Raw genomic sequence first — 22086 nt, 5'->3', positions numbered from 1 at the left:
AGGCACGCATGCGCATCCAGGTGCGGCACGACACGGTTTACGCCTACGCCACGCCGCCGAAATACGTCATCCAGAAGCTGCGGCTGTCGCCGCGAAGCCACGAGGGCCAGCACGTGCGCCGCTGGCGCATCGAGGTCGACAAGGACTGCCGCCTGATCGAGACGGCGGACGCCTTCGGCAACGTCGTCCATTCCTTCACCCTGCACGACCACTTCGAGGCGCTGACGATCAGCGTCGAGGGCGAGGTGGAGACCGAGGAGACCGCCGGCGTCGTCCGTGGCGCCGTCGAGCGGCTGCCGCTGGCGCTCTATCTGCGCGAGACCGACCTGACCGAGCCGAACGAGGCGATCGCGGACTACGCGCGCAAGTTCCGGCGCGACGACAGCGAGCGGCTGGCGGGGCTGCACGACATGCTGGCCGACCTGCACGCGCACATCCGCTATGACACCGGCCGCACCGACAGCGGCACCACGGCCTCCGACGCCTTCGAGCTCGGACATGGCGTCTGCCAGGATTTCGCGCATATCTTCATCGCCGCCGCGCGCAGCCTCGCCATTCCCGCCCGCTATGTCGGCGGCTATCTGGTCCAGTCCAACGGCACCGTCTCCAGCGACGCCGGGCATGCCTGGGCCGAGGCCCACGTGCCCGATCTCGGCTGGGTCGGCTTCGATCCCTCCAACGGCGTCTGCGTCACCGAGGGCTATGTCCGGGTAGCCATCGGCCTCGATTACCTCGGGGCCGCCCCGGTGCGCGGCGCCCAGGCCGGCGGGCAGACGGAATCGCTGGCCGTCAACGTCCACACCGCGGACATGGCGGTCCAGCAGTGAGGCCCCTGTTTTTTCGTCGGGCAGGCTGCCATATATGGGCCACCGTGTCGTCTGGCTGCGATTCCCATGACCTACTGCGTCGGCATCCTCGTTGACGAGGGCCTGGTGATGATCGCCGACACCCGCACCAACGCGGGCGTCGACAACATCGCCACTTACAAGAAACTGCATGTTTTCGAGAAACCGGGCGACCGCGTCATCGCCCTCGCCTCCGCTGGCAACCTGGCGGCGACCCAGGCTGTCGTAAGCCTGATCACCGAAGGGATCGAGGACGCCGAAACCGGCGGCCTGGAGACGATTTGGACGCAGCCGAGCATGTTCAAGGCGGCCCAGTTCGTCGGGCGCGCCATCCGCGAGGTCTACAACGTCGACGGCAGATCGCTGGAACAGCAGCAGGCGAGCTTCGACGTCACCTTCCTCGTCGGCGGCCAGATCGCCGGCGGACGGCTGCGCCTGTTCATGGTCTACGCCGCCGGCAATTTCATCGAGGCGACCGCCGATACGCCCTATCTGCAGATCGGCGAACACAAGTACGGCAAGCCGATCCTCGACCGGGCGATCGGCCACGAAACCGATCTCTACGACGCTCTGAAGCTGGGCCTCGTCTCGATGGACTCGACCATGCGCTCCAACCTGAGCGTCGGCATGCCGCTCGATCTCATGGTCTATCGCCGCGATGCGCTTGCCTCCGAGCTGATCCACCGCGTCGATGTCGGCGATCCCTATTTCCACGACCTGCAGGATCGATGGTCGAGCGCGCTGCAGGCCGCCCACAAGGCCATTCCGAGACCGCCTTACGGCAACGACTGATTCGGACCGGGTTTTGGGCGCCGCAGGCGTTTTCCCCGGAGCGACGGCAGCACCAGCACGACGAACAGACCGGCGACGACCAGCGCCAGCGCGCCGATTTCGGCCGCTCCCACCGTCTCGCCGAGCCAGAGCGAACCGACGATGACACCGATGACCGGGATGACCAGGGTCGAGATCGAGGCAATCGAAGCCGGCAAGCGCTTGACGATGGTGAACCACAACAGGTGAGCCGTCACCATCCCGCCGAACACCACGAGCGCAAGCGCGAACCATCCCTCGCCGCTCATCCGCCAGTCGAAGTCGTCGACGAAGGCGGCCGCGACGATCAGCGGCAGCGAAGCAAGCCCCAGCTGCCAGGCGGCGAGCACCGTCGTCGCCATCCCCATGTCCCGCCACTTCAACAGCACCACGCCGATGCCCCAGGAAATCGCCGCGCACAGGACCAGGCCGACGCCGATCGGCGCGTCGCCGAAGGTGACGAGATCCGGACCGACCAGCACTGCGAGCCCCGCGAAGCCGAGGACCAGGCCGATGACCTTCGTCGCCGTGATGCGTTCGCCGAGGATCAGGGCCGCGGCGATAACCGACCAGAGCGGCATCGTGTAGCCGATGATGATCGCCCTGCCCGCCGGCAGGTACAGGAGCCCGTAGGCGGTGAAGATATTCCAGCCGAGGCTGTTGAAGAGGCTCAGGACAGCAAGCCACCGAAGCTGCGGCCAGGTGACGGCGAGCGACCGGCCGCGCATCGTGGCCAACGCCGCGACGCCGAGGCCACCGGCGATCAGGCACAGCGCCCGGAACGTCAGCACCGGCATTTCGGCCAGAACGACTTTGATCGCCGGAAAGACGGAGCCCCAGACCAGCGCCAGCACGCCGAGCAGGAGGAAGGTCGACATCGGGATGGCGTCGGAACTCGCCTCCGCCGACCGGCCGGACGCATCCGCTCCTTCGCCGCGCGCACTCATTGGCCGCGATCCGCGGCAATCGTCACTGGCATCACGAAACCGCCCCCGGACCGCGTGGAAGTCCCATATCCTCTATAGCGGCCGGAGAGCCCGGCGGACAGCCGGCAGCGGCGGCTGACGATACTGGCTGTCTGCTTCTGGCCGCCTAATGCAGCCCGAACAGCCCCTTCGCGCCGCGCCATTCGCTGGGACCGACGAGCCGCTTGTGGGCGATCGTCACCGAATGGACGGGGCCTTCGATCTCGCGATCCCAGAATTCGAGGAATTTGAACAGTTCGGGGAAGTCGGGGGCCATGTCGTAGTGCTGCCAGAGAAATTCTTGCAGCAGCGTCGGATGGTCGGGAAGCCGATAGAGGATATTGGCCGTCGTCAGACCGTAGCCTTTGACCTGGGCCTCGAACTGGAAATCGACCATTGGCGTCTCCTTGGTGGCTATTGACGCAAACAGTCTCCCTGCCTATAGAACCCAATTCAAGATGCGAATTACTAATATTCCTTTAAAATCAATATTTTAGCAGCACGCTTTTGAGAGTGCTGCCAAATTCGGACTGCAAGTGATTCAATCCTAGGCAGTCTGCCCGTTCCGGATGCGCGCCAGCGCCTCCGGCGTGTCCACGTCGGTCAGCACGGCGTCGCCCGCGATCTCGATTTCGGTGACGAGCTCGGCATTCTCGCCGATCAGGTGGCGCGCGCCGACATCGCCGCGAATCGCGGTCAGCGCCGGGAAGAACCGCCGTCCCCACAAGACCGGGTTGCCCCGCTTGCCCTTCACCGTGGGAACGACGACGGCCCTGCCGTCCGCCGGTGCGAAGACATCGACCAGCCGATCGATCACGCTCGCTTCGACCGCGGGCATGTCGCCGAGACAGACCACCGCCCCGTCGACATCGGCGGGCAGCGCCTCGATGCCCGTCTTCAGCGAGGTCGAAAGCCCCTCGGCGTAGTTCGGATTGTTGACGAAGGTGACGTCGAGCCCGGCAAGCGCCGCCTCGACCTGATCCGGCTGATGGCCGGTTACGACGAACACCGGCCGCGCCGCGGAGGCCAGTACGGCTTCCGCCGCGATCCTCACCATCGGCTTGCCGCGGATCTGCTCGATCAGCTTGTTCGCCCCGCCCATCCGCCGCGACTGGCCGGCGGCCAGCAGGATCGCGGCAACCTTCGGTGTCTGCGTCTCGACCTCCTGCCCCGCGCGCGGCTGCGGCCGGCTCTCGATCTCCATCAGCAGCCCCCCGACGCCCATGCCCGTGACATCCTCTCGGCTTACCGGAATCCCGGCGAGCAGGCGCTGCAGCACCCAGTCGAAACCGTTCTCGCGCGGACTGCGGGCACAGCCCGGCGCCCCGACCACCGCCGTTCCGGCCATGTCCGCGATCAAAAGCAGATTGCCCGGATCGACCGGCATGCCGAAATCGTGAATCGTGCCGCCGGCGGCCTCGATGCCGGCTGGGACGACGTCGCCACGATCGACGATCGCCGACGCACCGAACACGAGCAGCAGATTGGCGCCCCTGCCCTTCAGGTCGGCCAGCGCCGCGGCGACGGCCGCGGGCTCGTGCGGCACACGGAGCTCCTCGAGAAGCACCGCTCCCGCCGGCGCGACGCGGTCGGCCAGCACGCGCGCGGTCTTCTTCAGCATCTTCTCCGAGGTGCCGGACAGAACCGTCGAAACGACGCCAACCGTCGTCGGCTTGTAGGGCGCGACCGAGAAAAGGCCGCGCGGCGGAACGGTCCGAAGCGCCTTTTCAACCGACGGGCCTGGAACCGCGAACGGAATGATCTTCACCGTCGCGATCATCGTTCCGTCCACGACCGGGGCGAATGCGTCGAGCGTCGCGACTGTGATCGCCTCGTCGATACGGTTGAACGCGTCGATCGCGGCGCGGTCGACGGTCAATATGCCGGGTTTCTGCGAAAACAGATTGGCGCGCCCTGTGAAGGCCCGGTCGACGCGGACATTGACCCCGGCAACCGCCTCGGCCAGCCGCGCCGCCGCCTCGTCCTCGTGCACGTCGCCAGCCTCCAGGCGGGCGGCGACGACCTCCGTCAGACCGGCGGCCCGAAGGGCGGCGATGTGATCGGCCGAAAGAACGGTGCCCTTCTTGATCGTTCCCGAGCCGGTCCGCTGGGAGTGCGCGAGGATCGCGCCTTCGGCGTCCGACAGCCCCAATGGGCCGAACAGCATGTCTACCCCTCCCCGAGCCGGAGCGCGGCGGTGATCTGCGCCATGATCGACACGGCGATCTCCGCCGGGCTCTGGGCACCGATGGCCAGCCCGATCGGCGCGTGAATGCGCGCGATGTCGGCGTCCGCGATCCCCGCCCCGGTCAGCCGCTCGACCCGGCGGGCGTGGGTCTTCTTGCTGCCGAGCGCACCGATATAGAAACAGCCCTTCTCCAGCGCGTGCAGGAGGCCGGGATCGTCGATCTTCGGATCATGGGTCAGCGCGCAGAAGGCCGTCCAGCGGTCGACGCCCACGTCCGGCAACGCCGCGTCCGGCCATTCCGCCACCAGATCGACCTGCGGAAATCGCTCCATGGTGGCGAACGCCGTGCGCGGATCGACGATGGTGACGTCGTAGCCCAGCATGCCGGCCATCGGCGCCAGCACCTGGCTGATATGGACGGCGCCGATCAGCACGAGCTTGGCCGGCGGCACCAGCACGTTCGCGAATCCGCCGCCTTCCTCCTGCTTCAGCGGCCGCGAGCGGCCGGAGCGGATCAGGCCGCGATAGAGATCGGCGCGGTCGGATCCGGCGATATCGTCCTCGCGGATGAGCCGCTGTTCGCCCGTCTCCGTGTCGGTGATCAAGATCACCGCCCTGCGCGCGGCGCGGTCGGCGTTCAGCTGGGCGAGAAGGTCCAGTTTCATATGCCCCTCAACTCCGTTCCATCGCGAGCCGGGCCCCGAGCCCGATCAGGATCGTTCCGCCGATCGCCCGGCCGACGCTCTGCGCGCGCCGGCTTGCTTTCAGGCGGGCCATTGCCACCGACGAAAGCGCGATGACGACCATATCGGCGGAGGAAAAGGCGAAGTTGACGATCGTTCCGAGGACCAGAAGCTGCGCCCAGACGGGCAGGCCCGCGGCCGGATCGACGAACTGCGGCAGGAAGGCCACGAAGAACACCGCGGTCTTCGGATTGAGGATCTCGACCAACATGCTGTCGACGAAGGCCCTGCGCGGTGAGCGCGCGGTGATCGTGACCGCGGGGTTCTCGCCCTTTGCGCCACGGATCATCGCGACGCCGAGCCAGGCGAGGTACAGCGCGCCGGCAAGCTTCAGCCCGACATAGAGCTCGGGCACGAGCTTCATCAACGCCGCCAGTCCGAAAACCGCTGCCAGAACGTGGACATAGCAACCGACGTGAATGCCGAGCGCGGCCATGAGGCCGCCCCGCTTACCCCGGGCCAGCGTCTGCGCGGCGGTATAGAGCATCGCCGGACCGGGCATGTAGGCGAAGATGGCTGTCGCCAGCGCAAAGGCGATCAGCAACTCGGTCGAAGGCATGATCAGTCGACCTTCTCGACGAAGACCTTGATCCGCCCGCCGCAGGACAGGCCGACCCGCCAGGCGGTCTCGTCGGCGACACCGAATTCGAGGGTTCTGGGCTCACCGCTCCCGATCACGTCGACGGCTTCGGCGATCACCGCGCCTTCGACGCAGCCGCCCGACACCGAGCCTTCGAAATTCCCGTCGGCGTCGATCACGAGATGGCTGCCGACGGGACGCGGCGCAGAGCCCCAGGTTTCGACCACGGTGGCAAGAGCGACGTTGCGGCCGGCCTTGCGCCAAGCCTCGGCGATGGCGAGCGGATCGTCGAGCGGATTGATGGAAAGTTCGCTCATGGGGACCTCCTGACGGGACACGCGCGGAAATGCCGTTGCGGCACGACCATGAAATAGGGCCCTGCCCGTCGGGCTGACAGGTCGATCCCGGTTCCATCCGGCCGTCCTACCCTTCGGCACTCAAGGGCACCGCACCGACGAAGGCACGTCACGCCGCCTCTCCCCTGAGCCAGCGCATGGGATCGGCCCCGCCCGGCCGGCGCGCGTCCAGGGCATGCACGAGGTCGGCCATCGCATTGAGATTGTGGATCGTGCGGAACTCGTCGACATGCGGCAGCATGGTGACGATGCCGGCCGCCTTCGCCTCGAAGCCGTCGTAGCGCAACAACGGATTGAGCCAGATCAGCCGCCGGCAGGAGCGGTGCAGCCGGTCCATCTCGAAGGCCAGCTCCTCCCGCCCGTCACGCTCCAGCCCGTCGGTGACGAGCAGCACCACCGCGCCCTGCCCCAGCACCCGGCGCGACCAGTCGCGGTTGAACGCGTGCAGGCAGGTGGCGATGCGCGTGCCGCCGGCCCAGTCCTCGACGATGTCGGAGCAGCGCTCCAGCGCCTCGTCGGGATCGCGCGCCTTGAGCTGTCGGGTGATGTTGGTGAGCCGCGTGCCGAACACGAAGCTGAACACCCGCCCGCGCGCTTCCGTCAGCGCGTGCAGGAAATGCAGGAACATCCGGCTGTACTGGGTCATCGACCCGGAAATGTCGCAGATCGCCACCAGCGGCGGATGCTTGCGCGCCGGCGCCAGGCGCTTCAGGTCGATCATGCCGTGCGAGCCGCCACGGATGCTGGATCGCAGCGAACGGCGCAGATCGATCTGCCGGCCGCGCGGCGACGGCTCCAGCCGCCGCGTCTTCACCTTGTCGAACGGCAGAATCATGCGGGCGATCATCTGCCGCGCCTGCGCAATCTCGGCAGCCGACATCTGCTCGAAATCCTTGCGCTGAAGAACTTCCTGGCTCGACAGCGTCATCTTGGCGTCGATTTCCAGCTTGGGCTTCGGCGCCTCCGGCTTCTGCTCGTTCTTCAAAAGCGCCTCGGCGACACGCGAGCGGACCTCCTCGGCGTCGTCGCGCGGCACCGGCGGCGACGGCGGCAGGAGCTGCGACATCAGCCGTTCGAGCAGCGCGCGCTTGCGCCAGTAGAGCCGGAACGCCTGGTCGAACAGGTCGTGGTCCTCGTGCCGCTTGACCAGAACCGAATGCAGCACCCAGTAGAAATCGGCTTTCTCGCCGATGCCCGCGGTCTCCACCGCCCGGATGGCGTCGACCACGCTGCCCGGCCCGACGCGCATACCGGCGGTCCGCAGTGCCCGGGCGAAATGAACGATATTGTCGGCAAGCCGGCCTTCGAAGGCTTCGGCCTCGTCGGCCGAAAGGGATGTCGTATCGGGGCGGTCCGTCATCCTCGTCTACCCCGCGGCGCGCAACTCCGCGCGCACCTGGTCGAGCAGTTCCTTGGCCTTGGAGCCCTGCATCCGCTGGATGTCGTCCTGATACTTGAGCAGGACACCGAGCGTATCGGAGATGGTGGCGGCATCGAGCGCCACGGCGTTCAGCTCGGTCAGTGCCGTCGCCCAGTCGAGCGTCTCGGCCACGCCGGGCGCCTTGAACAGGTCCTCCCTGCGGATCGCCTGGACGAAGGCGACGACCTCGCGGCTTAGCTTCTGCGGCGCCTCGGGCACCTTCGCCTTGACGATCGAGAGTTCGCGGGCGGCATCGGGATAGTCGACCCAGTGGTAGAGACAGCGCCGCTTCAGCGCGTCGTGGATCTCGCGGGTGCGGTTGGAGGTGATGACGACGATCGGCGGCCGCGCGGCCGTCACGGTGCCGATCTCCGGGATCGTCACCTGGAAATCGGACAAAACCTCCAGCAGGAACGCCTCGAAGGCCTCGTCGGTGCGGTCGAGCTCGTCGATCAGCAGCACCGGCGGCCCCGCGGTGTCCGGCTCCAGGGCCTCCAGCAGCGGCCGCTTGACCAGGAACCGTTCGGAAAACACGTCCTCGCCGAGCCGGGCGCGGTCGACGACGCCCTCGGCTTCCGCCACCCGGATCTCGATCATCTGGGCGGCATAGTTCCACTCGTAGACGGCCGACGATACATCGAGGCCCTCGTAGCACTGCAGCCGGATCAGCCGCCGGCCGAGCGCCTTGGCCAGCACCTTGGCGATCTCGGTCTTGCCGACGCCGGCCTCGCCTTCCAAAAACAGCGGCCGCCCCATCTTCAACGCCAGATAGAGGACGGTCGCCAGCGACCGGTCGGCGACATAGTCGGCCGAGGCAAGCAGCGTCAGCGTCGCATCGATGGACTGCGGAATCTCGGGACTCTGGTCGGCCACGGCGGGCTCCCGACTGTTCGGCGAAGTGTGAAACGGCCGGCGTCCGTGTGGACGCCGACCGCAATCTAGCACATAGGTCGCGTTTGTCGGCGGCTCACGCCGCCGCCACCGCGCGCCGCGCCATCACGGCGATCAGGTTCGCCCGGTAGTCCGCGCTGGCGTGGATGTCGCTGTTGAGGCCGTCGGAGGGGACGCTCACCCCTTCGAGTGACTTCGGCGCGAACCGGGTCGACAGGGCGGCTTCCAGGTCCTTGGAGCGGAACACGCACGAGCCGGCGCCGGTCACCGCCGCACGGACCTCCTTGCCGCGCTTCGACACGAAGACCCCGACGAGCGCGTAGCGCGAGGCCGGGTTCGGGAACTTCGCGTAGCCGGCCTTGCGCGGGATCGGGAAGATCACCTTGGTGACGATCTCGCCGGGCTCCAGCGCCGTCTCGAACATGTCGACGAAGAAATCGTCGGCCTCGATCTTGCGCTTGTTGGTGACGATCGTCGCGCCGAGGCCCAGGCAGGCGGCTGGGTAGTCGGCGTTCGGATCGTTGTTGGCGATCGAGCCGCCGATGGTGCCGCGGGCACGCACATGCGGATCGCCGATGCCGCCGGCAAGCTGGGCAAGCGCCGGGATCGCCTCCCTGACGACATCGGAATTGGCGACGTCGGCATGCGGCGTCATCGCCCCGATGTGGATCTTGCGGCCTTTCTGCTCTATTCCCGCCAGCCCTTCGATACCGCCGAGATCGACGATATCCGACGGCGAGGCCAGCCGCTGCTTCATGGTCGGCAGCAATGTGTGGCCACCGGCGAGGACCTTGGCGTCCTCCATCTTGGCCAACAGCCCGGCCGCCTTACGGACCGTCGCCGGCCGATGATAGTTGAACGGATACATCTGCGATCCTCCTTATTCGGCGGCCGCGCGCTGCGCGGTTTTCCGGGCCGCCCGCCAGACAGCCTGTGGCGTTGCGGGCATTGCCAGGTCCTCGTGGCCGAGCGCGTCGGTGACGGCGTTGACGACGGCCGCCGGCGCCGCGATGGCCCCGGCCTCGCCGCACCCCTTCATCCCAAGCGGGTTCGACGGGCACTCCGTGACGGTCGTGTCCACGGTGAAGCTCGGCAGGTTGTCGGCGCGCGGCATGGTGTAGTCCATGAACGAGCCCGAAAGCAGCTGGCCGTCGCTGTCGTAGCGGGTACCTTCCAGCAGCGCCTGGCCGACCCCCTGTGCGATCCCGCCATGCACCTGACCCTCGACGATCATCGGATTGATGACCGTGCCGAAATCATCGACGGCGACCCAGTTGACGATATCGGTGACCCCGGTGTCGGGGTCGATCTCCACCTCGCAGACGTGGCAACCGGCCGGGAACGTGAAGTTCGTCGGGTCGTAGAACGACGTCTCCTTCAGGCCCGGTTCGATCTCCGAGGGCGGGAACCTGTGCGCCACATAGGCGCCGAGCGCCAGCGACGTCCAGTCGATCGCCTTGTCGGTGCCCTTCACGGTGAAGTTGCCGTCCTTGAAGTCGATGTCGGCTTCCGCCGCCTCGAGCAGGTGGGCGGCGATCTTCTTGCCCTTGGCCACGACCTTGTCGAGCGCCTTGGAGATCGCCGACATGCCGACCGCGCCGGAGCGCGAGCCGTAGGTGCCCATGCCGAACTGCACCTTGTCGGTGTCGCCATGGACGATCGAGACGTTCTCGAAGGGAATGCCGAGACGGTCGGCGACCAGCTGGGCGAAGGTCGTCTCGTGACCCTGGCCGTGGCTGTGCGAGCCGGTCAGGACCTCGACCGTGCCGACCGGGTTGACCCGGACCTCGGCGGATTCCCACAAGCCGACGCCGGCGCCAAGCGATCCGACCGCTTGCGAAGGCGCGATGCCGCAGGCCTCGATATAGGTCGAGAAGCCGATACCCCGCAGCTTGCCGCGCCGTGCCGCCTCGCGCTTGCGCTTGCCGAAGCCCTTGTAGTCGGCGACCTCCATCGCCTTGCTGAGCGAGGCGTTATAGTCGCCGATGTCATAGGCCATGATCACCGGCGTCTGATGCGGGAACTTGCGGATGAAGTTGCGCTTGCGCAGCGTCGCTGGGTCCACGCCGATCTCACGGGCGGCAACCTCCACCAGCCGCTCGACCACAAAAGTCGCCTCCGGGCGTCCGGCGCCGCGATAAGCATCGACCGGCGTCGTCGTGGTGTAGACCGCGTCCACTTCCGCGTAGATCGCCGGAATATCGTACTGGCCCGACAGCAGCGTGGCGTACAGGTAGGTCGGCACCGAGGAGGCGAACAGGTTCATGTAGCCGCCGACATTGGCCAGCGTCTTCACCCGCATCGCCAGGAACCGCCCCCGCTCGTCCATTGCCAGCTCGGCGCGGGTGGCGTGGTCGCGCCCGTGCGCGTCCGACAGGAACGCCTCGGTGCGATCGGCCGTCCACTTGACCGGCTTGTCGATCTTCTTCGACGCCCAGGCACACACCGTTTCTTCCGGATAGACGTAGATCTTCGAGCCGAACCCGCCGCCCACGTCCGGCGCGATCACGCGCAGCTTGTGTTCCGGCGAGACGTTGAGGAACGCCGACATGACCAGACGCGCCACATGCGGGTTCTGGCTGGTGGTCCACACGGTTGTGTGGCCGGCACCGGAATCGTATTCGGCAACGGCCGCCCGCGGCTCCATCGCGTTCGGGATCAGGCGGTTGTTGACGAGATCGATCTTGGTGACGTGATGCGCCTTGGCAAAGGCCGCCTCGACCGCCCCCTTGTCTCCGAGCTCCCACTCGAAGGCGGTGTTGCGCGGCGCTTCGTCATGGACGACGACGCCTGACTCCTGCGACTTGGCCACGTCGACGACGGCCGGCAGCACCTCGTAGTCGACGTCGATCTGCTCGGCCGCGTCACGGGCAAGCTCGATGGAGTCGGCAATGACGACGCAGACCGGGTCGCCGACATAGCGCACCTTACCCTGGGCCAGGCACGGATGGCCCGGCGTGACCATCGGCGATCCGTCCTTGGAATGGATCATCCAGCCACACGGCAGCGGGCCGATCCCGTCGGCGGCGAGATCCTCGCCGGTCAGGACGGCGCGCACTCCGGCCATGGCGGTCGCCTGGCTCGCGTTGATCCCCTTGATCCGGGCATGGGCGTGCGGCGAGCGCAGGAAATAGGCGTAGGTCTGCCCTTCCCGGTTCACGTCGTCGACATAATGGCCCTTGCCGGTGATGAAGCGTTGGTCCTCGACCCGTTTCACACGGGCACCGATTCCGGTCGCACTCATGACGTCTCCTCCCAGAGACTTGAATTATCGATATTATTCAGCTGCGATACGGCCGCTTGAGGCCATCGCCTCGCAGCCTTGAGCAATTGCCTTGACGATGTTGTGGTAGCCCGTGCAGCGGCACAGGTTGCCTTCGAGCTCGTGGCGGATCGTCGCCTCGTCGAGCTTGCCGCCGTGCCGGTTCACCATGTCGACGGCCGACATGATCATGCCCGGCGTGCAGAACCCGCATTGCAGGCCGTGATTGTCGCGGAAGGCTTCCTGCATCGGGTGAAGCTGGTCACCCTTGGCGAGCCCCTCGATCGTCGTCACCGAAGCGCCGTCGCACTGGGCGGCGAGCGTCGTGCACGATTTCAGCGCGCGTCCGTCCACGTGGACGACGCAGGCGCCGCACTGGCTGGTATCGCAACCGACATGTGTACCGGTAAGTCTGAGTCGCTCGCGGATGAAGTCCACGAGAAGCATGCGGGCCTCCACATCGGCGGAGACCGCCTGACCATTCACGGTCATCGATATTTTCGGCATTTCGTTCCTCCCTCAGGCGGTCGGAAACCGGCCTGAACTCCGTGTGTGTGCCGGGAAAATATTCAATGAGAATGCGGGTAAATCCCGCGAATCTTGCTTATTTTTTGTTGGCCTCCCTGCTACGCATATTGTTTTGCGCCGATTTTTTACCCATTCCAGAAGCCGGTCAAGCCGACAAATGGTCAAGGGTGACGCTGCGGCGCGTCAGGCCGCATTCTGGTCCGGGCTTAACCGGTTGCGGAAATTCTCGAAAAACTGGTCGGCGGTCTTCTTCGCCGCACCGTTGATGAGGCGCTGGCCGACCTGCGCGATCTTGCCGCCGACATGGGCTTCCACGTCGTACGTGAGGACCGTGCCGCCGTCCTCGCCATCCTTCAGCGAGACGGTGGCGCCGCCTTTGGCGAAGCCGGCGACCCCGCCCTGCCCCTGGCCGGATATCCTGTAGCTGTTCGGCGCGTCGATATCCGACAGCGTGACGTCGCCTTTGAATTTCGCCTTCACCGGGCCGATCTTGACGGTCGCCACAGCGCTGAACTCGGTATCGCTCTTTTTCTCGAAACTCTCGCAACCGGGAATACTGGCGGCCAGCACGTCCTGGTCGTTGAGCGCGTTCCACACGGTCTGCCGGTCGGCAGGAATCGTGTACTCGCCAGTCATCGTCATAGCCATGTGTGCAAACCTCCCTCTTTGGCGCGGAGTTTAGCGCGAACCGCCGCGAAAGGAAGTCGACGGGTGACATTCGCGCCCGCCTGCGACTAAAGTCCGCCAACCTTGTCCCGATCAGTCCGGCGGCGCCCGTGCGATCCGATCTGCTGTCCCCGCTCTTCGCCTCCGCCGAGATGCAGACCGTGCTCTCGGACCGAGAACGCGTTCGTGCCATGCTCGCCTTCGAGGCGGCGCTGGCGGCAAGCGAGGCGGACGCCGGCCTGATCCCCGCCGACGCGGCCGCCGCGATAACAGCTGCCTGCGCCAGCTTCGAACCGGACATGGCGGCAATCGGCGATGCGACCCGGCGCGCCGGCAATCCGGCCATCCCCTTCGTCAAGGCGCTGACCGCCCACTGTGCCGAACCCGGCCGCGGCTGCGTCCACTGGGGCGCCACCAGCCAGGACGTGATCGACACGGCGAATGCGCTGATGTTCCGCGAGGCCATGGCGCTGATCGACAGGGAAACGCTGGCGCTCGGCGATGCGCTGGCCGCCCAGGCCGAGGCCCATCGCTCCACGGTCATGCCGGGCCGCACGCTGCTGCAACCGGCGTTGCCGATCACGTTCGGCTTCAAGGTCGCCGGCTGGCTCGACATGGTGATGCGCTGCCGCGCGGCCCTGAAAACCGCTGCCGAGCAGGGACTAGTCCTGCAGTTCGGCGGCGCCGTCGGCACTCTCGCGGCGATCGGGAGCAAGGCCACCACGGTGCGGCAAGAGCTCGGGCGTCGGCTCGATCTGCCGGTTCCCGACATCGCCTGGCACACCGCTCGCGACCGCGGCGCCCGGATCGGCGCCGAACTCGCGATCCTCACCGAAGCCCTCGCCAAGATCGCCGGCGACATCGCCCTGCTGATGCAGGCCGAGGTCGGCGAGGCCGCCGAGCCGGCCGGATCCGGCCGCGGCGGCTCCTCGACCATGCCGCAGAAGCGCAATCCGGTGGCCGCTCCCGCCGTGCGCGCCAATGCGATGCGGGCGAGCGGCCTCGCCTCCGCCCTCCTCTCGGCCATGCCCCAGGAGCACGAGCGCGGCGCCGGCGGCTGGCACGCGGAATGGACCATCCTGCCGGATCTGTTCGAAATCGCCGCCGGCGCGCTCGGCCACGTCACCGAGACGATCGCCGATCTCGAGGTGCGGCCGCAGCGCATGCGCGCCAACCTCGACATCGGCAACGGCACTCTGATGTCGGAGGCGCTGATGATGGCGCTGGCGCCGACGCTCGGCCGGCAGGAGGCCCATCACGTCGTCGAGGCCGCCGCCAGGCGCGCCATCGCGGAAAATCGCCCACTTGCGGACATCTGCCGGGAGACCGACGAGATCGTCGACGGTCTGGGTCTGGAGGGGATCGCAACCGCGCTCGATCCGTCCACCTATCTCGGCATCGCCGAAGCGACGGTCGACACGGTCGTCTCGCGCTGGAAGACAATACGAAACTGACAAAAGGAGGCCAGCCATGCCCGAGACCGCCGCGAACGGGGCAACGATCCACTACGAAATCTCCGGCAGCCCGGACGGGCCGTGGCTGGTGTTCTCGAACTCGCTGGGCACCGATCTACGGATGTGGGATGCGCAGACCGCCATGTTCGGCCGCGATTTCCGGATCCTGCGCTATGACACCCGCGGCCACGGGCAGTCGGACGCGCCGTCGGGGGACTACAGCTTCGACGACCTCGGCCGCGACGCCCTCGCGGTGATGGATGCTGCCGGCGTCGACGAGGCGTATTTCTGCGGGCTTTCGATGGGCGGGGTCACCGGGATGTGGCTCGGCGTGAACGCGCCCGAGCGCTTCGAGAAGCTGGTCCTTTGCAACACCGGCGCCAAGATCGGCGACATCGAAACATGGCAGCAGCGCATCGACACGGTGCTGTCCACCGGCATGGCTCCGCTTGTCGAGCCGGTCGTCGACCGTTGGTTCACCAGGCGGTTCCAAGACGAGCAGCCGGCCGCCGTCGACCGCATCCGCGCGATGATCAAGGCGACGCCGGGCGCCGGCTACGCGGGATGCTGCGCCGCCCTGCGCGACATCGACCTGCGCGACGCGATCGCGGCGATCGATCTGCCGACGCTGGTCGTCGCCGGCCGGCACGATCCGTCGACGCCGGTCGCCAACGCCGAGGAGATCCACGCCGCGATCAAGGGATCGCGCCTCGTCGTGCTGGACGCCGCCCACCTGTCCAACATCGAGCAGGAAGCCGAATTCAACGAAACCGTCTCGACCTTTCTGAAAGCCTGACAACGATGGATGACAAGACCCGCCACGCGAACGGCATGACGAACCGCCGCGCCGTGCTCGGCGACGCCCACGTCGACCGTGCCATCGCCCGCACCAGCGACATCGACCGGGATTTCCAGGACCTGATCACCCGCTATGCCTGGGGCGAGATCTGGGAACGCCCCGGCCTCGACCGGCGCACCCGCAGCCTGCTGACCATCGTCATGCTGCTCGCTCTTGGCCATCACGAGGAGCTCAAGATGCACCTGCGCGCCTCCGTGAACTGCGGCGTGCCGCGCGAGGAGGTGATCGAGGCGCTCCTGCAATCGGCGATCTATTGCGGCGTGCCGGCGGCCAACGCCGCCTTCAAGGCCGCCAAGGAAGTCTTTGCCGAAATGGACGCATCCGGCTCATGAAACGCCGCAAACGGTCGCAAGCCCGCATCCCGTGAATGCTATTGGCGAAGTGGCGGTCATCCGGCCGCGACACAAGACGAGGAGTTTGTGATGGCCCGCAGGAAGGCGTCCAAACCATCGACCACCGCGGACCGGGTGAAGAGCGCGCGCGAAGCCGCCGGCCTTTCGACGGCTCAGGTCGCGCGTCGTCTCGGAGTCACCACCCGCACCCTCGCCTCCTGGGAGAACGGCCGCAGCGCCCCGCGGGCCAACCGCCTGTTCATGCTGGCCGGGGTCCTCGACGTCACGCCGACCTGGCTGATCGGCGGTGAAGGCACCGTCCCGCCGGGCGGCCGCCACGAGATCGCGCTCCTGAAGGGCGAACTCAAACGGCTGCGCAGCCACCACGATGAGATGGGCCGTCTGATCGAGCGGATCGAATTCAGCCTCGACATGCTGGCGCAGAAGACCGAACAGGACAGCTAGCGGACTCCCTCTTTCTTTAATTTCAATGCAAAAACAGGGCCTTTTTGCCGCCTGCATTGTCCGCAATTCGAACAAATGATCGGTTTCCGACCAAATTCCGGTGGGTGAGCCGCCGTGTCGCTTGCGATGGTTGGTCCCGCCAACTAGCCTTCCCGTCAGGAAATCGTCGCCCACGCAGCGTCCCGCGCGGATGTTCGACGATTGATTTGGGAGGACATCATGAAACGTGCTGTTTTCGCCATCGCGGCCGCGGTCGCGATGATGACCGCGCCGGCCCTGCCGGCTTCGGCCGCCGACGTCGTGCTTAAGATCCACCAGTTCCTGCCGGCACCGGCGCCGGTGCCGAAGAACTTTATCGTTCCCTGGGCCGAGAAGCTCAAGGAAGAGTCGAACGGCCGCATCGACTATGAGTTCTATCCCTCCATGCAGCTCGGGGGCTCCCCGCCCGCTCTCTATGATCAGGTGCGCGACGGCGTCGCCGACGTGATCTGGACCCTGCCCGGCTACACCCCGGGCCGCTTCCCCGGCACCGAGGCTTTCGAGCTGCCGTTCATGCCGACGAGTGCCGAGGCCACGTCGCAGGCCGCCTGGGACTACTACGAGAAATACCTGAAGGACGAATTCAAGGACGTCCACATCATCGCCGTCCACACCCACGGCCCCGGCCTGATCCACGCCAAGGGCGATGGCGTCCAGAAGCTCGAGGATCTGAAGGGCATGAAGCTGCGCGGCCCCACCCGCATGGTCAACAAGCTCATCGAGAACCTCGGCGCGACGCCTGTCGGCATGCCGGTACCCGCGGTTCCAGAGGCCCTCTCCAAGGGCGTCATCGACGGCACGGTGATCCCGTGGGAGGTGACCGCGCCGCTCAAGGTGGCCGAGCTCGTCGATACCCACACCTCGTTCGCGGGCGATCGCGGCTTCTACACGAGCTTCTTCGTTTTCGCGATGAACAAGGACACCTATGACAACCTGCCGGACGACCTGAAAAAGATCGTCGATGCCAACTCGGGCCGCGAGGCATCCAAGTGGGTCGGCCGCGTCATGGACGAAGGCGACGCGCCGGGCCTGAAGATCGCCACCGAGCGCGGCAACAAGATGATCGAGCTCGACGAGGCCGAGGTCGCCCGCTGGCAGGAAGCCTCCCAGCCGGTCGTCGAAGGCTGGATCGCCGAGATGAATGAAAAGGGCTATGACGGTCAGGCGATGTACGACGACGCCAAGGCGCTGATCGAGAAGTACAGCAACTGACGACCACGCTCGAATAATCCCGCCGTTCGCGAAACGGTGGCGTAGACTACGACAGGAACTACGACGGGGCGGCTCGACTGCCCGCCCCGTCGGGCGGTGGGGATAAACGGCATCATGGCGAGGGACGCGGAATCCATGCCCGGTCTGGCGCCGGGGCTCGAAGCCGGTGTCGGACGGATCGTCAGAGCGATTACAGCAACGCTGGCCCTGCTTGGAGGCCTCCTGCTGCTGGCGCTGGTGATCATGACGGTGTTCAGCATCACCGGCCGCGCTCTGGTCGGTGTCTTCGATGTCTATCCCTTCGACAGACTGGGACCGGTTCCCGGAGATTTCGAGATGGTCTCCGCCGGCTGCGCCGTTGCCGTCTGCGCCTTCCTGCCCTGGTGCCAGCTGAACCGGGGTCACGTCACCGTCGACGTCTTCCTGACCCGGCTGGGAGACCGCGCCAAGGCGGCGCTGACCCTTGTCGGCAACGTGCTGATGACCGGCGCCGCCGTCCTGATCGCGTGGCGCCTGCAGCTCGGCCTCGCCGACAAGCTCAGCTACAACGAAACGACCATGATCCTTCAGATGCCGGTCTGGTACGGCTATGCCGGGGCCGCCGTCGGCCTCTGGGTCTTCGCGGCAACGTCGCTCTACACCGTGTGGCGCTCGATCAACGAGGTCGCCGCCGGCCGCGAGGACCGGTAGGGGAAGAGCGCCGATGGACCGCTTCGAAATCGCCCTGATCTCGATCCCCATCCTGCTCGGGATGATCTTCCTGCGCGTGCCGATCGGATTGGCCATGCTGCTGTGCGGCGTAGGCGGCACCGCGATCGTCACCGACCGCTGGGTTCCGATCCTCGCGAGCCTGAAGTCGCTGACCTACGACGTCTTCTCCGGTCACAGCCTGTCGATCATCCCGCTGTTCCTGCTGATGGGCCAGTTCGCCACCAAGGGCGGCATGTCGGAATCGCTGTTCAAGGCGGCCGCGGCTTTTCTCGGGCATCGCCGGGGGGGCATCGCCATGGCCGGCATCGGCGCCTGCGCCGGGTTCGGGGCCATCTGCGGCTCGTCTCTGGCCACCGCCGCGACCATGTCTCAGGTCGCGCTGCCGGAAATGCGCCGCTACGGCTACTCGGGCGCCCTGTCGACCGGCTCGCTGGCCGCCGGCGGGACGCTCGGCATCCTGATTCCGCCCTCGATCGTGCTGGTGATCTACGCGATCCTCACCGAGCAGAACATCATCACGATGTTCATTGCCGCCGTCGTTCCCGGCATCATGGCCGCGGTCGGCTTCATGATCGTGGTCGCGATCTACGTGCGCCTCGACCCCTCGGCCGCCACGATCCGCGAACGGGTGGGACTGCGCGGCCGCATCGCCGCCATCCTGGACGTCTGGCCGGTGGCGCTGATCTTCCTGCTCGTCATCGGCGGGATCTACGTCGGCTGGTTCACGCCGACGGAGGCGGCCGCGGTGGGCGCCGCCGGCACCGGTCTGCTGGCGCTGCGCTCCGGCGAGCTCGACTGGAAGGGCCTCAAGCACTGCCTGCTCGCCACCGCGACATCGACGGCGATGATCTATTTCATCATCTTCGGGGCTCAGGTCTACAACACCTTCCTGGCGTTCGCGCAGTTGCCCCAGACCACCGCGGAATGGGTCGCCGCAGCCGGGTTCAGCCCTTGGATCGTGCTGGTCCTGATCCTCCTCGCCTATCTGGTGTTCGGCTGCGTCATGGACTCCCTGTCCATGATCCTGCTCACGATCCCGATCTTCTTCCCCCTGATCATGACGCTGGACTTCGGCATGGGGCCCGAAGAGACCGCCATCTGGTTCGGCATCCTGGTCCTGATCACGGTCGAACTGGGGCTTGTGACGCCCCCGGTGGGGATGAACATCTTCATCATCAACTCGCTGGCGCCGGATATTCCGCTGAGCCAGACCTATCGCGGCGTCGTGCCGTTCCTGATCGCCGAGATAATCCGTATCGCCCTACTCGCGCTAGTTCCGGCGATCATACTGTTCCTGCCACGGATGCTCGGCTGATTTTCTCGGCCCGTGGCAGTTGTGTGATTGTCACCTCCCTGCAGCCTTGATAAGAGGTACTACGGCCTACAAACAGGCTGAACTTGCGTAAGCGCACCAACAAACAGCGCGACGTACACAGGGGGGTTAGAAGCGGTATGGAGTACTTCCTCCAGCAGCTGATCAACGGGGTGACCCTGGGCTCGATCTACGGGCTCATCGCGATCGGCTACACGATGGTCTACGGGATCATCGGCATGATCAATTTCGCCCATGGCGACATCTTCATGATCGGCGCGTTTATCGCACTGATCTTCATCATCCTGCTGGGTGTCACCGCCGGCAGTTCGTTTCTGCTTCTGATCTTCGCGCTGCTGCTCGTCCTCATGATCGCCATGGCGCTGACCGCCGCCTACGGCTGGACCGTGGAGCGCCTTGCCTACCGGCCTCTGCGCACCTCGTTCCGTCTGGCGCCGCTTATCACGGCGATCGGCATGTCTATCGTGCTGCAGAATTACGTGCAGGTCGTCCAGGGCGCGCGCGTGAAGCCGCTGCAGCCGCTGATTTCCGGCAACTTCACGATCATGGAAAAGGTTTCCCCCGAGGGCAATTTCGCCGTCAACCTGTCCTATATCCAGATCCTGATCGTGGCGACGACCCTCATTCTCATGGTCGCCTTCTCGCTGATCATCGCGAAGACCTCTCTGGGCCGCGCCCAGCGCGCCTGCGAGCAGGACCGCAAGATGGCCGCCCTGATCGGCGTCAATGTCGACCGCACCATCTCGCTGACCTTCGTCATGGGCGCGGCGCTCGCCGCCGTCGCCGGCATGATGTACCTGCTCTACTACGGCGTCATCGACTTCTATATCGGCTTCGTCGCCGGCGTTAAGGCGTTCACCGCCGCCGTGCTTGGTGGCATCGGCTCGCTGCCGGGCGCGATGCTCGGCGGGCTGCTGATCGGCCTGATCGAGACTTTCTGGTCTGCCTATTTCTCCATCGAATACAAGGATGTGGCGGCCTTCTCCATCCTCGCGATCGTGCTGATCTTCCTTCCCTCCGGCATCCTCGGCAAGCCGGAGGTGGAGAAGGTATGACGACGGTCTCTTCGCCGCCGCCGGAGCGCGGAATAGCCGACTCCGTCAAGGACGCGGGGCTTGCCGCACTCGTCGCCCTTGCGCTGGCCGCACCGATCATGGGCCTCCGCACCACCGTCGAGCCCGGCGGCAGCGGCCTCGTCATTATCACCGACTGGCCGGTGGTGATCGGCGCCGTCGCGGTCGTGTTCGTGGGGCGACTGCTGCTCGACGTCTTCGTCTGGCGCAAGATCGTCCGTTTCCCGATCGGGGAAAAGTGGTACCGCCGACCGGGCGGCCGGCCGCTCGCCCGGCACGCCGAACGCCTGGGCAGCGTCGTCGGCCCGGCCCTCCTCGCCGCCGCGATCGTGCTTCCGTTCCTGCCGATGTCCGATCGCTACATGATGGACATGTCGATCCTGGTCCTCACCTACGTGATGCTGGGCTGGGGCCTGAACATTGTCGTCGGCCTCGCCGGCCTGCTCGACCTCGGCTACGTCGCCTTCTACGCCGTCGGCGCCTATTCCTACGCTCTGCTGGCCCACTACTTCGACCTCGGCTTCTGGATCTGTCTGCCGCTCGCCGGCATCCTCGCCGCGTTCTGGGGCATCATCCTCGGCTTCCCGGTCCTGCGGCTGCGCGGCGACTACCTCGCCATCGTTACGCTCGCCTTCGGCGAGATCATCCGCGTCGTGCTGCTCAACTGGTACGAGTTCACCAACGGCCCGGACGGCATTTCGGGGATTCCGCGGCCGTCCTTCTTCGGCCTGGAATTCACGCGCGGCGACGACGGCTTCGCGGCCTTCTTCGGGCTCGACTACAGCCCGATGCACCGCATCATCTTCCTCTATTACCTGATCCTTATCCTCGCCCTGATCACCAACTTCGTCACGCTCCGGCTGCGCCGGCTGCCGGTCGGGCGGGCCTGGGAGGCCCTGCGCGAGGACGAGATCGCCTGCCGATCGCTGGGCATCAACACTACCAGCACGAAACTCACCGCCTTTGCCACGGGCGCCATGTTCGGCGGCTTCGCCGGATCGTTCTTCGCCACCCGACAGGGTTTCATCAGCCCGGAATCCTTCACCTTCATCGAGTCCGCGCTGATCCTGGCGATCGTCGTGCTCGGCGGCCTGGGCAGCCAGATCGGCGTCGTCATCGCCGCCGTCGTCATGATCGGCGGTCTCGAGGTCCTGCGCGAACTGAGTTTCCTGAAAGCGATCTTCGGCGAGAACTTCGACCCGACGAACTACCGCATGCTGATCTTCGGCCTCGCCATGGTCGTCATCATGGTGTGGCGACCGCGCGGGCTGATATCGACGCGACAGCCCTCCATATCGCTTGGCCAGCGCAAGGCGATCTCCGGCGACTATGTTGGCGAGGGTCACGGATGAGC

23 protein-coding genes are annotated in these 22086 nt (G+C 66.3%); 11 read left to right on the top strand and 12 right to left on the bottom strand.

The annotated features are described in order from the left end of the window. The first annotated feature begins 8 nt into the window (after window positions 1-8). Entirely contained in the window at window positions 9-827 is an 819-nt protein-coding gene (locus MUB46_RS13530) for a transglutaminase family protein (protein ID WP_261616450.1), read from the top strand. Window positions 828-893: 66 nt separating this feature from the next. Then, window positions 894-1637 (top strand): proteasome-type protease, encoded by a 744-nt coding sequence (locus MUB46_RS13525; protein WP_261616449.1) that lies wholly within the window; start codon window positions 894-896, stop codon window positions 1635-1637. Here the strand turns inward: MUB46_RS13525 and MUB46_RS13520 are convergent. From MUB46_RS13520 to MUB46_RS13465, 12 genes are all read right to left on the bottom strand, one after another. Then, the gene (locus MUB46_RS13520; protein WP_261616448.1) at window positions 1622-2602 is read right to left on the bottom strand and encodes a DMT family transporter; all 981 of its coding nucleotides are present in this window, start codon (window positions 2600-2602) and stop codon (window positions 1622-1624) included. The genes MUB46_RS13525 and MUB46_RS13520 overlap by 16 nt on opposite strands. Before the next feature lie 145 nt (window positions 2603-2747). After that, a complete protein-coding gene (locus MUB46_RS13515) occupies window positions 2748-3017 on the bottom strand; it encodes an usg protein (protein WP_261616447.1) in 270 nt (89 codons plus the stop codon). A 150-nt stretch (window positions 3018-3167) separates the two neighbouring features. Next, on the bottom strand, window positions 3168-4787 hold the full coding sequence (locus tag MUB46_RS13510; protein WP_261616446.1) for an NTP transferase domain-containing protein: 1620 nt from the start codon (window positions 4785-4787) through the stop codon (window positions 3168-3170). Window positions 4788-4789: 2 nt separating this feature from the next. Continuing rightward, window positions 4790-5473, bottom strand: coding sequence for an XdhC family protein (locus MUB46_RS13505; protein WP_261616445.1), 684 nt, complete (start codon window positions 5471-5473; stop codon window positions 4790-4792). A 7-nt stretch (window positions 5474-5480) separates the two neighbouring features. Next, on the bottom strand, window positions 5481-6110 hold the full coding sequence (locus MUB46_RS13500; protein WP_261616444.1) for a LysE family translocator: 630 nt from the start codon (window positions 6108-6110) through the stop codon (window positions 5481-5483). A gap of 2 nt (window positions 6111-6112) precedes the next feature. Further along, on the bottom strand, window positions 6113-6448 hold the full coding sequence (locus MUB46_RS13495; RefSeq protein ID WP_261616443.1) for an XdhC family protein: 336 nt from the start codon (window positions 6446-6448) through the stop codon (window positions 6113-6115). Window positions 6449-6596: 148 nt separating this feature from the next. Continuing rightward, on the bottom strand, window positions 6597-7847 hold the full coding sequence (locus MUB46_RS13490; RefSeq protein WP_261616442.1) for a vWA domain-containing protein: 1251 nt from the start codon (window positions 7845-7847) through the stop codon (window positions 6597-6599). A 6-nt stretch (window positions 7848-7853) separates the two neighbouring features. Then, the gene (locus MUB46_RS13485) at window positions 7854-8780 is read right to left on the bottom strand and encodes an AAA family ATPase (protein ID WP_261616441.1); all 927 of its coding nucleotides are present in this window, start codon (window positions 8778-8780) and stop codon (window positions 7854-7856) included. 94 nt (window positions 8781-8874) lie between these two features. Beyond that, complete coding sequence (locus tag MUB46_RS13480; RefSeq protein ID WP_261616440.1) at window positions 8875-9666, bottom strand: FAD binding domain-containing protein; 792 nt, start codon at window positions 9664-9666, stop codon at window positions 8875-8877. Window positions 9667-9678: 12 nt separating this feature from the next. After that, window positions 9679-12042: a xanthine dehydrogenase family protein molybdopterin-binding subunit gene (locus tag MUB46_RS13475; RefSeq protein WP_261616439.1), complete on the bottom strand. Its 2364-nt coding sequence runs from the start codon at window positions 12040-12042 to the stop codon at window positions 9679-9681. Window positions 12043-12075: 33 nt separating this feature from the next. Next, a complete protein-coding gene (locus MUB46_RS13470) occupies window positions 12076-12567 on the bottom strand; it encodes a (2Fe-2S)-binding protein (protein ID WP_261616438.1) in 492 nt (163 codons plus the stop codon). Between the two features lie 204 nt (window positions 12568-12771). After that, window positions 12772-13236: an SRPBCC family protein gene (locus MUB46_RS13465; protein ID WP_261616437.1), complete on the bottom strand. Its 465-nt coding sequence runs from the start codon at window positions 13234-13236 to the stop codon at window positions 12772-12774. Window positions 13237-13364: 128 nt separating this feature from the next. On the opposite strand from MUB46_RS13465, the gene pcaB reads away from it, so the two are divergent. The 9 genes from pcaB (at window position 13365) to livM (ending at window position 22084) form a co-directional block, all read left to right on the top strand. Next, window positions 13365-14708, top strand: coding sequence for a 3-carboxy-cis,cis-muconate cycloisomerase (gene pcaB, locus MUB46_RS13460; protein WP_261616436.1), 1344 nt, complete (start codon window positions 13365-13367; stop codon window positions 14706-14708). A 16-nt stretch (window positions 14709-14724) separates the two neighbouring features. After that, window positions 14725-15504, top strand: coding sequence for a 3-oxoadipate enol-lactonase (gene pcaD, locus MUB46_RS13455; RefSeq protein WP_261616435.1), 780 nt, complete (start codon window positions 14725-14727; stop codon window positions 15502-15504). Between the two features lie 5 nt (window positions 15505-15509). Continuing rightward, window positions 15510-15899 (top strand): 4-carboxymuconolactone decarboxylase, encoded by a 390-nt coding sequence (gene pcaC, locus MUB46_RS13450; protein ID WP_261616434.1) that lies wholly within the window; start codon window positions 15510-15512, stop codon window positions 15897-15899. A 90-nt stretch (window positions 15900-15989) separates the two neighbouring features. Then, complete coding sequence (locus MUB46_RS13445) at window positions 15990-16364, top strand: helix-turn-helix domain-containing protein (RefSeq protein ID WP_261616433.1); 375 nt, start codon at window positions 15990-15992, stop codon at window positions 16362-16364. A gap of 219 nt (window positions 16365-16583) precedes the next feature. Beyond that, entirely contained in the window at window positions 16584-17615 is a 1032-nt protein-coding gene (locus MUB46_RS13440) for a TRAP transporter substrate-binding protein (RefSeq protein WP_261616432.1), read from the top strand. A 114-nt stretch (window positions 17616-17729) separates the two neighbouring features. Further along, window positions 17730-18305, top strand: coding sequence for a TRAP transporter small permease (locus tag MUB46_RS13435; protein WP_261616431.1), 576 nt, complete (start codon window positions 17730-17732; stop codon window positions 18303-18305). Between the two features lie 13 nt (window positions 18306-18318). After that, window positions 18319-19641 carry a TRAP transporter large permease gene (locus tag MUB46_RS13430; RefSeq protein ID WP_261616430.1) on the top strand — a complete coding sequence of 441 codons (1323 nt, stop codon included), beginning with the start codon at window positions 18319-18321 and terminating at the stop codon, window positions 19639-19641. Between the two features lie 137 nt (window positions 19642-19778). Beyond that, the gene (locus MUB46_RS13425) at window positions 19779-20714 is read left to right on the top strand and encodes an ABC transporter permease subunit (protein WP_261616429.1); all 936 of its coding nucleotides are present in this window, start codon (window positions 19779-19781) and stop codon (window positions 20712-20714) included. Then, entirely contained in the window at window positions 20711-22084 is a 1374-nt protein-coding gene (gene livM / locus MUB46_RS13420) for a high-affinity branched-chain amino acid ABC transporter permease LivM (protein WP_261616428.1), read from the top strand. Before MUB46_RS13425 ends, livM begins: the two co-directional genes overlap by 4 nt. The last annotated feature ends 2 nt before the right edge of the window (window positions 22085-22086 follow it).

This window comes from Microbaculum marinisediminis (assembly GCF_025397915.1).
In the GTDB taxonomy this organism is placed as follows: Bacteria; Pseudomonadota; Alphaproteobacteria; order Rhizobiales; family Tepidamorphaceae; genus Microbaculum; species Microbaculum marinisediminis.
Note: the sequence above shows the minus strand (reverse complement) of the source record. Positions and strands in the feature narration are given on the sequence as shown.